The following is a 13,812-nucleotide window of genomic DNA, read 5'->3' as shown; positions in this document are numbered from 1 at the left end:
GTTCCGTCGGGTATCGCCTTGCGTCTAAGTGATGATGCTCTAGGCGATCAATCTCGCCAAGAGCACCACGATGATCGCGCCGACTGTGGCATGGATGATCTCCACCACAAGCGCATTTTCAATGCCGAGCGATATCCCGAAATAATGGAATAGGAAACCGCCCACGAAAGCGCCGATCACGCCGCTCACCAGGCAACTGATGAGCCCGCCTCCTCCAACGATCAGGCTCGCGAGGAAACCCGCGACCAGCCCGATGAGAAGAAAGACGATCCAACCTTCCGCCGTGATAGACATGTTGATTTCCTTTCCTATTTTCCACCCCCTGGATAAAGGGCATGGCAGGAAATTATCAAGCGTTCAGCACCCGGCCGTAGGCATCCAGCACGGCTTCCTTCATCGTTTCAGAAACGGTCGGATGCGGGAAGATCGTGTGCATCAGCTCTTCTTCCGTCGTCTCCAGGTTCATGGCGACCACAAAGCCCTGGATCAGTTCGGTCACTTCGGCGCCGACCATATGCGCACCGAGAAGTTCGCCGGTCTTCTTGTCGAAGATGACCTTGCAGAGGCCCTGATCCTCGCCAAGCGCGATCGCCTTGCCGTTAAAGGTGAAGGAGAAGCGGCCGACGCGGATATCACGGCCGAGTTCTTTGGCCTTGGCTTCGGTCAGGCCGACGGAGGCAACCTGCGGCTGGCAATAGGTGCAGCCCGGAACCTTGCCCTTGTCGGTCGGATGAACATTCGGCAGGCCTGCGATCTTCTCGATGCAGACGACGCCCTCGTGCTCGGCCTTGTGGGCAAGCATCGGCGGGCCGGCAACGTCGCCGATGGCGTAAATGCCGGGGACATTAGTCTTGCCGTAGCCATCGATGACGACGCAGCCACGGTCGGTCTTCACGCCGAGCGCCTCGAGGCCGAGATTCTCGATGTTGCCCTGGACACCGACGGCCGAGATCATGCGGTCGGCAACGATCTGCTGCACCTTGCCGTCTTCCGTCTCGACATGGGCGGTGATGCTGTTAGCGGCCTTCTCGACCTTCGTGACCTTCGCCTTGGTGAAGATCTTCAGGCCACGCTTTTCCAGCTGCTTGCGAGCGATGCCGGAAATTTCGGCATCCTCGACCGGCATGATCGTCGGCATGACTTCGACGACGGTAACGTCGACGCCCATGGAGCGATAGAAGCTCGCGAATTCGATGCCGATCGCGCCCGAGCCCATGACGAGCAGCGACTTGGGCAGGAAATCCGGCTTCAACGCTTCGAAATAGGTCCAGATCAGCTTGCCATCCGGCTCGATGCCGGGCAGTGCACGCGGACGGGCGCCGGTCGCGACGATGATGTGCTTGGCGGTGTAGGTGCCCTCGCCCTTGACGTTCTTCGGCACCGGATGCTGTGGCTCGACGACCGGCTTGGTCGACTTGCCGACGACGATTTCGCCTGGCTTGGTAATCTTGGCTTCGCCCCAGATCACGTCGACCTTGTTCTTCTTCATCAGGAAACCGACGCCGGTGTTCAAACGGGCAGAGACGCCGCGCGAGCGCGCAACCACGGCCTTCACATCCGGGCTCACCTTGCCTTCGAGAACAAGGCCGTAGTCCTTCAGATGGTTGGAATGGTCGAGAATTTCAGCCGAACGGAGCAGTGCCTTCGTGGGAATGCAGCCCCAGTTGAGGCAGATGCCGCCTAGGTGCTCGCGCTCGACGATCGCGGTCTTCAGGCCAAGCTGGCCGGCGCGCACGGCGGCGACATAACCGCCCGGACCGGAGCCGATGATAATGACGTCGTAATTCTCAGCCATGTGTTTCCTGCCTTATTGGTGGCGGCGGATCGAAGCCGGCGCCTTGAATCTATCAGAGACCGAGCATCATCCGCACGATCGGCTCGAGGCCGCGACCGAGCGCCCGGGTGTTTTCCGCATCGAGATGAACGCCATCCAGCGGCGTGGTGACGGCGACTGTATTGGCATCGAAAAAGCCGCAGCCAAGCTCATCGGCCAGATCGCTATAGAGCGTCGGCAGCTTGCTCGATTCCTTGACCGCGCCGAGAAAGCTTGCCGCAAAGGCGGCATTGGCTGTCTCGGTGATTGCCGGCGGGGCGACAATGAGGATATCGGGCACCTCGTAGTCGAACCCCCAGGCATGATTGCGCACCAGCTGGACCAAGCGGCTGATGCCCTGCAGAGCGGCAAAGGCCGAACCGGCAACAACCGGCTTCATGTCGTTGGTGCCGAGCATGATAATGACGAGATCGAGCGGATTGTGGGTCTGGAGGATCGTCGGCAGGATTCTCGCGCCGTTGCGGTCGCAATCGGCGAGATGATCGTCAAACGCCGTCGTGCGGCCGTTCAACCCCTCCGGGATCACGCGCACCTGGTTGCCGAGCGCCTTTTGCAAGACACTCGGCCACCGATCTTCATAGGCATGACGGCCGACCGTTTCGGCACTGTAGCCCCATGTCAGCGAGTCGCCGTAACATAGAACAGTCTTGGTCATTCATGCCTCCGTGTCACAACAAGGCTCAGACGAGCATCCCCATCGGATTTTCGATGTAGCCCTTGAAGGCAGCCAGAAGCTCGGCACCGAGCGCACCGTCGACGGCGCGATGGTCGGTCGACAGCGTGACGGTCATCACGTTGGCAATCACCATTTCGCCCTTCTTGACGACGACGCGCTGTTCGCCAGCGCCGACGGCGAGAATGGTCGCATGCGGCGGGTTGACGACGGCGGCGAAGTTCTTGACGCCCATCATGCCCATGTTCGACACGGCCGTCGTACCGCCCTGATACTCCTCGGGCTTCAGCTTGCGCTCCTTGGCGCGCTTGCCGTAGTCCTTCATCTCGTTGGAGATGGTGGAGAGCGTCTTCTGCTCGGCGCTGCGGATGATCGGCGTGATCAGGCCGCCCGGAATGGACACGGCGACGCCGACATCGGCATGCTTGTGCTTGACCATGGCGCTGTCGGTCCAGGAGACGTTGGCATCCGGAACATCGCGCAGCGCCAGCGCCAGGGCCTTGATGACCATGTCGTTGACCGAGAGCTTGTAGGCCGGAACGCCATCCTTCGACTTCGGAGCGGAATCGTTGAGCTGCGTGCGGAGCGCCAGCAGCGCGTCGAGTTCGCAATCGACCGAGACGTAGAAGTGCGGGATCGTCTGCTTGGATTCCTGCAGGCGCTTGGCGATGGTCTTGCGCATGCCGTCATGCGGCACGAGCTCGTAGGAACCCTGCTCGAACAGCTTGAGGACGGCATCGTCGGACATGCCCTTCGGTGCCGCCGGGGCAGCGGCTGCTGCCGGCTGTGCAGCGGGTGCTGCTGCAGGCGCAGCCTTGGCCGTGCCGCCGGAAACAGCAGCTTCGATGTCCTTCTTGACGACGCGGCCATGCGGACCCGTGCCGGAGACTGCCGCCACATCGATGCCGGCTTCCTTGGCAAGACGGCGAGCGAGCGGCGAAGCGAAGGTGCGATGACCGTCGTTCGCTGCCGGAGCCGATGCAGCGGGAGCCGGGGCGGGTGCGGCAGGAGCAGAAACGCTTGCCGGAGCCGGGGCCGCAGCAGGTGCTGCTTCCGCCTTCGGAGCTTCCTTCGCGGCCGGAACAGCAGCGGCGCCAGCGCCGGACGCTGCAGCGGCGACATCTTCGCCATCGGCGGCAAGCACGGCGATCAGGGCGTTTACCTTCACGCCCTCGGTGCCGGCAGGAACGACGATCTTAGCGACCGTGCCCTCATCGACAGCCTCGACTTCCATCGTTGCCTTGTCAGTCTCGATCTCGGCGATGACATCGCCGGACTTGATCTTGTCGCCTTCCTTGACCAGCCACTTGGCGAGGTTGCCCTCTTCCATGGTCGGCGAGAGGGCAGGCATGGTGATGTTGATAGGCATCGATGAGCCCTCCCCTTATTTGTAGCAAACGGCCTTCACCGCATCGACCACTTCGGCGACGCTCGGGAGCGCCAGCTTTTCGAGGTTGGCGGCGTATGGCATGGGTACGTCCTTGCCGGCGATCGTCAGGATCGGCGCATCGAGATAATCGAAGGCCTGCTGCATGACGCGGGTGGCGATTTCCGTGCCGACGGAGGACTGCGGATAGCCTTCCTCGACGGTGACCAGGCGGCCGGTCTTCTTGACCGATTCGATGATCGTCGGAAGATCCATCGGGCGGATGGTGCGCAGGTCGATGAGTTCGACATCGATGCCCTGGGCTTCCAGCTCGGCGACGGCCTTGGTCGCATAGGTCATGCCGATGCCGAAGGAGACGACCGTGACGTCCTTGCCCGGACGGTGGATGCGGGCCTTGCCGATCGGTAGAACGAAATTATCCAGCTTCGGCACATCAAAATGCTGACCATAGAGGATTTCGTTTTCAAGGAAGATGACCGGGTTCGGATCGCGGATGGCAGCCTTGAGCAGACCCTTGGCGTCGGCTGCCGTGTAGGGCATGACGACCTTGAGGCCCGGAATGTGGCTATACCAGGCCGCATAGTCCTGGCTGTGCTGAGCGCCGACGCGCGCTGCCGCGCCGTTCGGGCCGCGGAAGACGATCGGAGCGCCCATCTGGCCACCGGACATATAGAGCGTCTTGGCGGCGGAGTTGATGATCTGGTCGATCGCCTGCATGGCGAAGTTGAAGGTCATGAATTCGACGATCGGGCGAAGACCGGCCATCGCGGCACCGACGCCGATACCGGCAAAACCATGCTCGGTGATTGGGGTGTCGATCACGCGGCGTGCGCCGAATTCCTGAAGCAGACCCTGGGTCACCTTGTAGGCGCCCTGATATTCGGCGACTTCTTCACCCATGACGAAGACGTCCGGGTTGGCGCGCATTTCTTCGGCCATGGCGTCGCGCAGTGCTTCACGCACCGTCATCGACACCATCTCCGTGCCGCCCGGAATTTCCGGATCGGCAGGAGCAACGGCCTTCGGCTGGGCCGGAACGGGAGCAGCGGCCGGCGCCGGAGCGGCGGCAGGAGCTTCGGTCTTTGCCGGCTCGGCAGCGGGAGCAGCCTTGGCGGACGAAATGGCATCGGCGGATTCGCCGTCCTGCAAGAGGATGGCGATCTTGGTGTTGACCTTGACGCCTTCGGTGCCAGCATCGATCAGCAGCTTGCCGATCGTGCCTTCGTCGACGGCTTCCACTTCCATGGTGGCTTTGTCGGTTTCGATTTCGGCAATGACGTCACCGGAAACGACCTTGTCGCCTTCCTTCTTGAGCCATTTCGAAAGGGTACCCTCTTCCATCGTCGGAGAAAGGGCGGGCATGAGAATGTCGATGGGCATAGTGTCCCTCCCCGATTTAGAGCAGAATGTCGGTGTAGAGCTCGGATGCATCCGGCTCAGGATCGTTCTGGGCGAAATCGGCGCTGTCTGCGACGATGTCGCGGACATCCTTGTCGATATCCTTCAGATCGTCTTCGCTCGCCCAGCCCTTTTCGAGCAGGCGAACACGGACCTGCTCGATCGGGTCGTGCTCGGAGCGCATCTTCTGCACTTCGTCCTTGGAGCGGTACTTCGCCGGGTCGGACATGGAGTGACCACGGTAACGGTAGGTCAGCATTTCCAGGATGATCGGGCCTTTGCCGGAGCGGCAATGCGCGACGGCTTCGTCAGCCGCGGCCTTGACGGCGCGGACGTCCATGCCGTCGACCTGTATGCCGGGAATGCCAAAGGACGCACCGCGCTTGGAGAAATCCGCCTGCGCGGTGGCGCGAGCCGTCGAGGTGCCCATGGCGTAGCGGTTGTTTTCGATCACGAAGATAACGGGCAGCTTCCAGAGCTGCGCCATGTTAAAGCTTTCGTAGACCTGGCCCTGGTTGGCGGCGCCGTCACCGAAATAGGCAACGCTGACATTGTCATTGCCGCGGTACCAATTGGCGAAGCCGAGACCGGTGCCAAGCGAAACCTGGGCGCCGACGATGCCGTGGCCGCCGTAGAAATTCTTTTCCTTGGAGAACATGTGCATGGAGCCGCCCTTCCCTCGGGAATAGCCGCCCTGGCGTCCGGTGAGCTCGGCCATGACGCCACGGGCGCTCATGCCGGTCGCCAGCATATGGCCGTGGTCGCGATAGCCGGTGATGACCTGATCGCCATCCTTCAGCGCCATCTGCATGCCGACGACGACAGCTTCCTGGCCGATGTAAAGGTGACAGAAGCCGCCGATGAAGCCCATGCCGTAAAGCTGGCCGGCCTTCTCTTCAAAGCGGCGGATCAGGAGCATCTCACGGTAAGCCTTGAGCTCCGCATCACGATCGAAATCTGCGATCGGGCCGCCATTGGTTTCCTTGGCAGGCCTTGATGCTGTCTTACGGCTGGAAACGGTCGCGTTTTTTCGCGGCGCCATTCAACCCTCCCTGTGTGAGTAGCCTCGTTTTATGGTGAGGCGTAACATAGGGAAGATTGCCCGCCACAGCAATGCTATAATTGCATGGCTCATATTCTTCGCAAGTCATTGATGTAACTTGCAAAAACGCGATTAACCGGAATTCGGTTAATTATGGCTATTTGTTGAAGATGACGATCTCGTTCGCCTTGGAATAGGTCAACTGATAGCGTGCATACTGATCGAGCATATCCTTATCCAGAGAGCCGTCACTCAACAGCGCGACCTCCTTTTCAAGGTGTTCGCGCTTGGCGACAAGCTCAGCCAATTCCTTTGCACGATCGATGCGGCGCTTCTCGAAAACCTCGGTCGCCTTCAGGCCGTAATCGCCATGAATGCAATGATAACCGAAGTAGCTCACAAAAGCGATGGTGATGGCGGGAAGGATGAGACGGCCGAACCTTCTCTTCTTATGATACTTTGTCCACATACTCGCTCGTCACGCTCTGGCTTTCCGCGATCTCCCGAAAGCCAATGCGCTTCGAACAAGATCACATCAAATCAAACACCTAGAGCTAATTTAACCCGTAGAGATTAACCGTCCGTTGACTCTAACAGTCGGGACCAACAAAAAACCGCGCCCGAAAGCGCGGTTCAATCCAAGTAATAATTTTGCCGTGGATCCGGATGGATCCGACAGGTCAGATATCAGCCACGAAGGATGGAGCGGCCGGCATATTTTGCCTGTGGGCCGAGTGCTTCCTCGATGCGGATGAGCTGGTTATACTTGGCAAGACGGTCGGAGCGCGACAGCGAGCCGGTCTTGATCTGGCCGCAGTTGGTGGCAACGGCGAGATCTGCGATCGTGGAATCTTCCGTTTCGCCCGAGCGGTGCGACATGACGGCGGTGTAGTTGGCCTTGTGCGCGGTTTCGACTGCGTCGAGAGTTTCGGTCAGCGAGCCGATCTGGTTGACCTTGACGAGGATCGAGTTGGCAACGCCCATGCGGATACCGTCGCGCAGGCGAGCGGAATTGGTGACGAACAGGTCGTCGCCGACGAGCTGGGTCTTCTTGCCGATCAAGTCGGTCAGCGTCTTCCAGCCTTCCCAGTCGTCTTCAGCCATGCCGTCTTCGATCGATACGATCGGGTACTTGGCTGCGAGTTCTGCGAGGTATTCAGCCATGGCGCCGGATTCCAGCGTGCGGCCTTCGCCTTCGAGCACGTACTTGCCGTCCTTGAAGAATTCGGTCGAGGCGCAATCGAGGCCGAGAGCGATTTCGTCGCCCGGCTTGTAGCCGGCCTTCTCGATGGACTTCATGATGAAGTCGAGAGCTGCCGGGGCGCTGGAAAGGCCCGGTGCGAAACCACCTTCGTCACCGACGTTGGTGTTGTGGCCCTGCGATGCCAGTTCCTTCTTAAGGACGTGGAAGACTTCCGAACCCATGCGGACGGCTTCGCGGATCGAGTCAGCGCCGATCGGCAGGATCATGAATTCCTGGAAGTCGATCGGGTTATCGGCATGAGCGCCGCCGTTGATGATGTTCATCATCGGAACCGGCAGCAAGCGCGCATGAGCGCCGCCGACATAGCGGTAGAGCGGCAGGTTGGCGCTCTGGGCAGCAGCCTTGGCGATGGCGAGCGAGACACCGAGGATGGCGTTGGCGCCGAGGCGTGACTTGTTCGGCGTGCCGTCGAGTTCGATCATGATGTTGTCGAGCTGGATCTGGTTTTCGGCGTCCATGCCGCCGATGGCGTCGAAGATTTCCGAGTTGACAGCTTCGACGGCCTTCTCGACACCCTTGCCATGATAGCGCTTGCCGCCATCGCGAAGCTCGACGGCTTCATGCGCGCCGGTCGACGCGCCCGACGGTACAGCCGCGCGGCCCAAGCTGCCATCTTCGAGGTAGACATCGACTTCGACAGTCGGATTGCCACGGCTGTCGAGAATTTCGCGGGCGATAATGTCGGTGATTGCGGTCATGATAGTTTCCTGCTCGCTGGTTTATAAATCGATTTAAATCGTATTAGTCGAAGGCGCGGAAATTACAATGGCGATCCGCGCCGCGATTTGGCACTCCTGCAGGCCCGTAACGTAAATTCATGTCAGCCTGTTGAATGCCGGCTACGTTTCAAGCCTTGGCGATGGCGTCGAAGGCCAGCAGCTTCTCCAGAAGCCGTGGCATATCCTTCAGATAGACCATGTTCGGGCCGTCGGACGGTGCATTGTCGGGATCCTCATGCGTCTCGACGAAAAGACCGGCAACGCCGACGGCGACGGCCGCGCGCGCCAGTGTCTCGACGAAGCGGCGGTCGCCGCCGGTCGAGCCGCCCTGCCCGCCAGGCTGCTGCACGGAATGGGTCGCATCGAAGATGACGGGCGCGCCCATCGCCGCCATGATCGGCAGCGAGCGCATATCCGAGACCAGCGTGTTGTAGCCGAAGGAGGCACCGCGCTCGCAGAGAAGAATATTCCGATTGCCGCTATCGTTCAGCTTGGCAAGCACGTTCTTCATGTCCCATGGCGCCAGGAACTGGCCCTTCTTGACATTGACCACGCGGCCGGTCTTGGCGGCGGCAACCAGAAGATCGGTCTGGCGCGACAGGAAAGCCGGGATCTGCAGGATATCGACCGTCTTGGAAACGATGGCGCACTGCTCTTCCGTGTGGATGTCGGTCAGGACCGGAAAGCCATATTCCTTCTTCAGGTCTTCAAAGACTTCCAGCGCCTTTTCCAGGCCGATGCCACGCTTGCCCGACAGCGATGTGCGGTTCGCCTTGTCGAAGGAGGACTTGTAGACAAGGCCGATGCCGAGCTTGCCGCAGAGTTCCTTCAGGACGCCCGCAACCATGAACGCATGATCGCGGCTTTCCATCTGACAGGGGCCGGCGATAAGCGACAGTTTTGCAGTATTGGAAAAAAGGACCTTGGAGGCACCCTCGCCGACGGTGACTTCGGAATTTGTGCTCATTTTGTCTCCTCAAAGGCGAACAACGCGCCCTCACCGGGCGCCAACCTCGCCAATAGACGATTGTTCTTACGCGTATAGGTGACGCCGTTAGCAGTGAAATGCGACGATGTCACGGAAAGATCGCGCGTCTTGAAAAGGATTGCACGTGCCCTGAGTCCCGGATCGTCAGCAGAAACAGGCAGGTCATAGAAGGCCTCCATGCCTTCCGGCGTCAAAATCTCGAGATCGGCGTTAGCTGCCTTGACGGTCAAACCGAAGGAATGCTCCGTTATTTGTGGGTTGCCGACAACGTCTTCAAAGAAGCGGCGATAGGCTGATGGCTGCGGCGCGGAAAGCGCCACGCGCGCGATGCCGGTCACCCCGTTTTCATGGCGCTCCAGCACGCTTCTGTCAGCCGGAAGGGGATTGATGCGTTGACAGCAGAAGGCGAGAAAATCCGGCGCACGCAGATCAGCGGCAAAGGCAAGACGAAAGCCGGCTGTGGTTTCGGTGCCGTCCGGCATCTTCATGGGACGGGAGAAATCCAGCATCTGTCCCGCAGAAATCGCCGCCTCTTTGAAGCGCTTGTCATCCGCCACCGCATCATCCGTACCGAATACCACGGTCGAAAAGCCATTTTCGCCGACCCGGAAGCGATAAGCCTGGTCACGAGCAACGAAAACGTTGCCATCCAAGATGCTCTTCTCGCACTGCTCCGTCGATGCCACGCCCAGAGGCTCTAAATAGGTTTTATCGGCAAGAAAGACGCAGGCATTCTGTGTGCCAAAGGGATGGCGCGCATCCGGAGCCACCGTAAAACCGAGCTTGCCGAGGCGCTCGCGCGCCAAAGCGATGTCGACGGTTGGCAGCACGAGGTGATCCAGCGGATGCGGAGACGAAATCATGGCTTCTCCCGTTTGCTTGTGGCAGCAGATTTGCGCCCATCCCCCGCGCAATTCAAGATGGAAGCATGGAACACCCGGAGCACACGACATGGATCGAAGGCAATCTCGCAAACGTGATTGCCGATTCTCTCCCATGGCCGGCTCATGCAGCCGCGCGGCCTGTTCATCCAAATGCTCGGCGCACGGGCTGAACAACAAAGTCCTGGAAGCGAGTAGAACGGCATTTCTCTTATTTTTCTGCAGGTTAACGGAGATATAGCGCGCCGATGTTCCGAGCCGATCCATTCGCAAATGGCAATTATTTAACTGACCTCACAAGGCTTTACCGAAATTTAAGCACTTGCGGAACACATATGGAACATATAGTGTCCGTTCTGGATTTGTTTCGCAGCTTTTCTTGATTCTGGGGTTCCAAGACGATGTTGACGCGCAAGCAGCAGGAACTGCTTCTCTTCATTCATGAACGCATGAAGGAATCCGGTGTTCCGCCATCCTTCGACGAGATGAAGGATGCATTGGATCTGGCATCGAAATCCGGCATCCATCGCCTGATCACGGCGCTGGAGGAGCGGGGCTTCATCCGTCGGCTGCCGAACCGGGCCAGAGCGCTCGAAGTCATCAAGCTTCCCGACGCCTATAATTCGAGCCTGCAGCAGCGCCGCGGCTTTTCACCGAGCGTTATCGAGGGCAGCCTCGGCAAGCCGCAGCCCGTTGCCCCGCCCGCTCCGTCGAAGGTGGCAAATGACGATCACAATAGCTCGGCATCGGTGCCGGTGATGGGCCGCATCGCTGCCGGCGTTCCGATCTCAGCCATCCAGAACAATACGCACGATATTACCGTTCCCGCCGACATGCTCGGATCCGGCGAACATTATGCGCTTGAAGTTCGAGGGGATTCGATGATCGATGCCGGAATTTTCGACGGCGACACGGTCATCATCCGCAATTCGACGACGGCTAATCCCGGCGATATCGTCGTTGCACTCGTCGACGACGAAGAAGCGACGCTGAAGCGCTTCCGCCGCAAGGGTGCCTCCATCGCGCTGGAAGCCGCAAACCCGGCCTATGAAACCCGCATCTTCGGACCGGACCGCGTCAAAGTTCAAGGCAAGCTCGTTGGCCTTATTCGTCGCTATCACTGACCGGTGAATTGTCGACGGCGGGTGACGCTGGCGCAATTGGCGCGTCGAATTTGCCGGTGCGCCAATCATAGGTTCGATGCCTGGTCCACGGACGCTGCGGATCCTCGAATGCGGCTGAGATAATGGGCTTGTCTGCGGTAAGCGCCATTTCGATGGAGCCGGTTTTGCGCAATGTCGCACCGGTTATGAGCATCGCTCCGGAACGGCAATGGTCGAGCCGTAGCCGGATTGGCGTCACGATAATGTTCCCCGTGTCGCAAGCCGCGGGCAGGTAGGCCGCGTTTTCGATAGTGACCAATATCGCGCCGTTTTCAAGCATGGCCGCGCACCATGCTCCTTTCTGGCAGGCGAAACTGCCCTGCATGGTACGGTCCAAGGCCTCCTCCATTGCGACGCGGACCGCCTTCTGTTCTTCACTGTTCAATCGCTTATAACGATCTGCCTTACCGATTTGTGGAAGTCGGCTGTCAGCCGGGAGCATAGTCGGAGGCTGATGGTCCGCCGCGACCAGTGCCTTTTGCCATTGTTCGAAAATGAAGGCCTGCGGTCTCTCGCGATTGGTCGCGAGTATATCGTCCTGGCGCAACGCGACCAGGACGCCATCTTCGGAGATCATCAGGTCGGGTTTCGGTACGCCAGGTCCGAATGCCGCCAAGCCCATGGACAAGAGCGATAATAGCAGGCCCAGATGGCGAAGCCGGGTCCGCAATATGCTCATGATCAGGAAGCCGATAATGAATGTCGGCATCAGCCAGGCCGGCTGGCGACCGAAGGTAATATCGCCTCCCCAACCGGCTACGGTTCTTGCGATCATGATAACGAGTTCCAGTCCCTCTCCGGTGACTTTCCAGAAAGGCCCGTCGAGACCGAGCGGCATGAGCAGCATCGCCGCCATGCCGAATGGCATGACGATGAAGGAGACGATGGGCATAGCGGCGAGATTGGCAGCAAGCCCATATGTCGCCAATCGGTGAAAATGCTCGATCGAGAAGATAGCGGTCGATGCGCCACCGATGAACGAAGTCGACGTCACGCCTGCGAAGAAACGCGTGACGAACAATAGCGGACTTAGTACACGGAGGCGCGGCAGGATGTTTTCACGATGCCGCCGCCGTTTCCAGAGCGAATAGCCCGACACCAGCGCCAGCGTTGCGGCATAAGACATCTGGAAGCTCGGGCCGAGCACTTGCGACGGCGACAGTACAAGAATGACAATGGCAGAAAGTGCGACGTTGCGCAGACTGATCGATGGCCGATCGAAAAGCACGGCCACAAGCATGATCGCCATCATGATGAAGGCACGCTCGGCAGACACGCCGAAGCCGGAGATGAGATAATAGGCCGTAACAGTGAGAAGCGCGCCGAGGGCTGCGAACTTCTTGGTCGGCCAAGCCTGCGCGACACCGGGAAACAGGCTGAACAGATATCGCAGACCGACATAGAAGATGCCGGCCGATAGCGCCATGTTGAGGCCGGAAATTGCAATGATGTGGGTCAGGCCGGCAATTCGCAGGGCTTCGGTCGTATCCTTCGAGATCGCACGTCGCTCATCGGTGACAAGCGCCGCTGCAAAGGCGCCGGTATCTCCCGGCAAGGTTTGCCTGATCCTGTCGCCTATGCTGTTGCGCAGGCCGGCGAGCCAGATATCGGCCATATCCATCAGAGAACCGGCGGCATTATCACCGGCCGGAGACAATAATTTCGGCATTCCGTAGGCAAAGCCGTTCGCACCGATACCATTGAAATAGGAACTGAAGGCGAAATCATTGAGGCCAAGCAAGGCCGGTCCGGCCGGCGGCGTCAACCGCGCCCTACCCTGGATGCGATCACCGAGATCGAACGGCTCCGCCTGCTTGCGCACGAAGATCGTAACCCGCTGCGGCGCGCGGCGAATGGAAGGTTTTTCCGTTGCCTCGACACGAATGACATAGCGCCAGCGTCCATTGTCATAGGATTCCCGTCGTTCGATCTGACCGGTCACGGTCGTGGTCACGACCGAATCGAGCATGACGGTAGAAACCCGCCAGCTCTCGCATTGCGCCAGCGCCATGCCCAGGCAAAGGAGCATGCCTGCAAAAAGCAGATGGCGAAACAGCCTGCCTGCCTCCCGCATGAGCGCAAAGCCACAGGTAAAGACCAACAGGCCTGCAAGAACAGCCTGTGGAGGCGGATCGCTGCCAGCCTTGAACCAGAAAATTGCACCAAGGCCCATATAGATCGGCGCGAGCAGGATCGCGCGACCATGAGCCGCCTCCTCTTCAATCAATCTGAAGGTGCCAAGCCGAATGCGGCTTGATATCCGCAACAGCCGGGATGTCAGCCGCGTCTGGTCCTGCGTCCGTTCCCCTCGCGGCACTTCGGCGGGGAAGGTATTCGTGGCAACAACAGGGCGAGGCTGCGAGAGCGCAGCGACGTCCCCACCCTCTTTCCGCTGCTCGGATGCCTCCAAATTAGGCACTCGCCGCCGTCCCCACGCAAAACTACAGCTTTCGCGCGATTTTT

General features: G+C 59.7%; 12 protein-coding genes. 1 reads left to right on the top strand and 11 read right to left on the bottom strand.

Features of this window, described 5'->3' with window-relative positions; all coding sequences use genetic code 11:
* Nucleotides 1-39 precede the first annotated feature (39 nt).
* The 10 genes from I8E17_RS07070 to I8E17_RS07025 form a co-directional block, all read right to left on the bottom strand.
* Nucleotides 40-294: a GlsB/YeaQ/YmgE family stress response membrane protein gene (locus I8E17_RS07070; protein WP_069612110.1), complete on the bottom strand. Its 255-nt coding sequence runs from the start codon at nucleotides 292-294 to the stop codon at nucleotides 40-42.
* 55 nt (nucleotides 295-349) lie between these two features.
* Nucleotides 350-1,795, bottom strand: a complete 1,446-nt coding sequence (lpdA, locus tag I8E17_RS07065) for a dihydrolipoyl dehydrogenase (RefSeq protein ID WP_069612109.1) — start codon at nucleotides 1,793-1,795, stop codon at nucleotides 350-352.
* Nucleotides 1,796-1,847: 52 nt separating this feature from the next.
* A complete protein-coding gene (locus tag I8E17_RS07060) occupies nucleotides 1,848-2,489 on the bottom strand; it encodes an SGNH/GDSL hydrolase family protein (protein WP_069612108.1) in 642 nt (213 codons plus the stop codon).
* A gap of 25 nt (nucleotides 2,490-2,514) precedes the next feature.
* A complete protein-coding gene (locus tag I8E17_RS07055) occupies nucleotides 2,515-3,876 on the bottom strand; it encodes a pyruvate dehydrogenase complex dihydrolipoamide acetyltransferase (protein ID WP_069612107.1) in 1,362 nt (453 codons plus the stop codon).
* Between the two features lie 15 nt (nucleotides 3,877-3,891).
* Nucleotides 3,892-5,274 carry a pyruvate dehydrogenase complex E1 component subunit beta gene (locus tag I8E17_RS07050; RefSeq protein WP_219510736.1) on the bottom strand — a complete coding sequence of 461 codons (1,383 nt, stop codon included), beginning with the start codon at nucleotides 5,272-5,274 and terminating at the stop codon, nucleotides 3,892-3,894.
* Nucleotides 5,275-5,290: 16 nt separating this feature from the next.
* Nucleotides 5,291-6,334: a pyruvate dehydrogenase (acetyl-transferring) E1 component subunit alpha gene (gene pdhA / locus I8E17_RS07045; RefSeq protein ID WP_069612105.1), complete on the bottom strand. Its 1,044-nt coding sequence runs from the start codon at nucleotides 6,332-6,334 to the stop codon at nucleotides 5,291-5,293.
* Between the two features lie 157 nt (nucleotides 6,335-6,491).
* Nucleotides 6,492-6,803, bottom strand: coding sequence for a septum formation initiator family protein (locus I8E17_RS07040; protein ID WP_069612104.1), 312 nt, complete (start codon nucleotides 6,801-6,803; stop codon nucleotides 6,492-6,494).
* A gap of 218 nt (nucleotides 6,804-7,021) precedes the next feature.
* Entirely contained in the window at nucleotides 7,022-8,296 is a 1,275-nt protein-coding gene (gene eno / locus I8E17_RS07035; RefSeq protein ID WP_069612103.1) for a phosphopyruvate hydratase, read from the bottom strand.
* A 148-nt stretch (nucleotides 8,297-8,444) separates the two neighbouring features.
* A complete protein-coding gene (gene kdsA, locus I8E17_RS07030; protein ID WP_069612102.1) occupies nucleotides 8,445-9,284 on the bottom strand; it encodes a 3-deoxy-8-phosphooctulonate synthase in 840 nt (279 codons plus the stop codon).
* Nucleotides 9,281-10,168: a VOC family protein gene (locus I8E17_RS07025; protein ID WP_113366754.1), complete on the bottom strand. Its 888-nt coding sequence runs from the start codon at nucleotides 10,166-10,168 to the stop codon at nucleotides 9,281-9,283. Before I8E17_RS07025 ends, kdsA begins: the two co-directional genes overlap by 4 nt.
* A gap of 419 nt (nucleotides 10,169-10,587) precedes the next feature.
* On the opposite strand from I8E17_RS07025, the gene lexA reads away from it, so the two are divergent.
* A complete protein-coding gene (lexA, locus tag I8E17_RS07020) occupies nucleotides 10,588-11,310 on the top strand; it encodes a transcriptional repressor LexA (RefSeq protein ID WP_069612100.1) in 723 nt (240 codons plus the stop codon).
* Here the strand turns inward: lexA and I8E17_RS07015 are convergent.
* A complete protein-coding gene (locus tag I8E17_RS07015) occupies nucleotides 11,291-13,759 on the bottom strand; it encodes a ComEC/Rec2 family competence protein (protein WP_113366753.1) in 2,469 nt (822 codons plus the stop codon). The two genes, lexA and I8E17_RS07015, sit on opposite strands and share 20 nt — an antisense overlap.
* Nucleotides 13,760-13,812: the final 53 nt, after the last annotated feature.

Source organism: Rhizobium sp. AB2/73, from assembly GCF_020871915.1.
GTDB lineage: Bacteria > Pseudomonadota > Alphaproteobacteria > Rhizobiales > Rhizobiaceae > Rhizobium > Rhizobium dioscoreae.
This window is presented reverse-complemented; position numbering and strand designations above follow the sequence as displayed.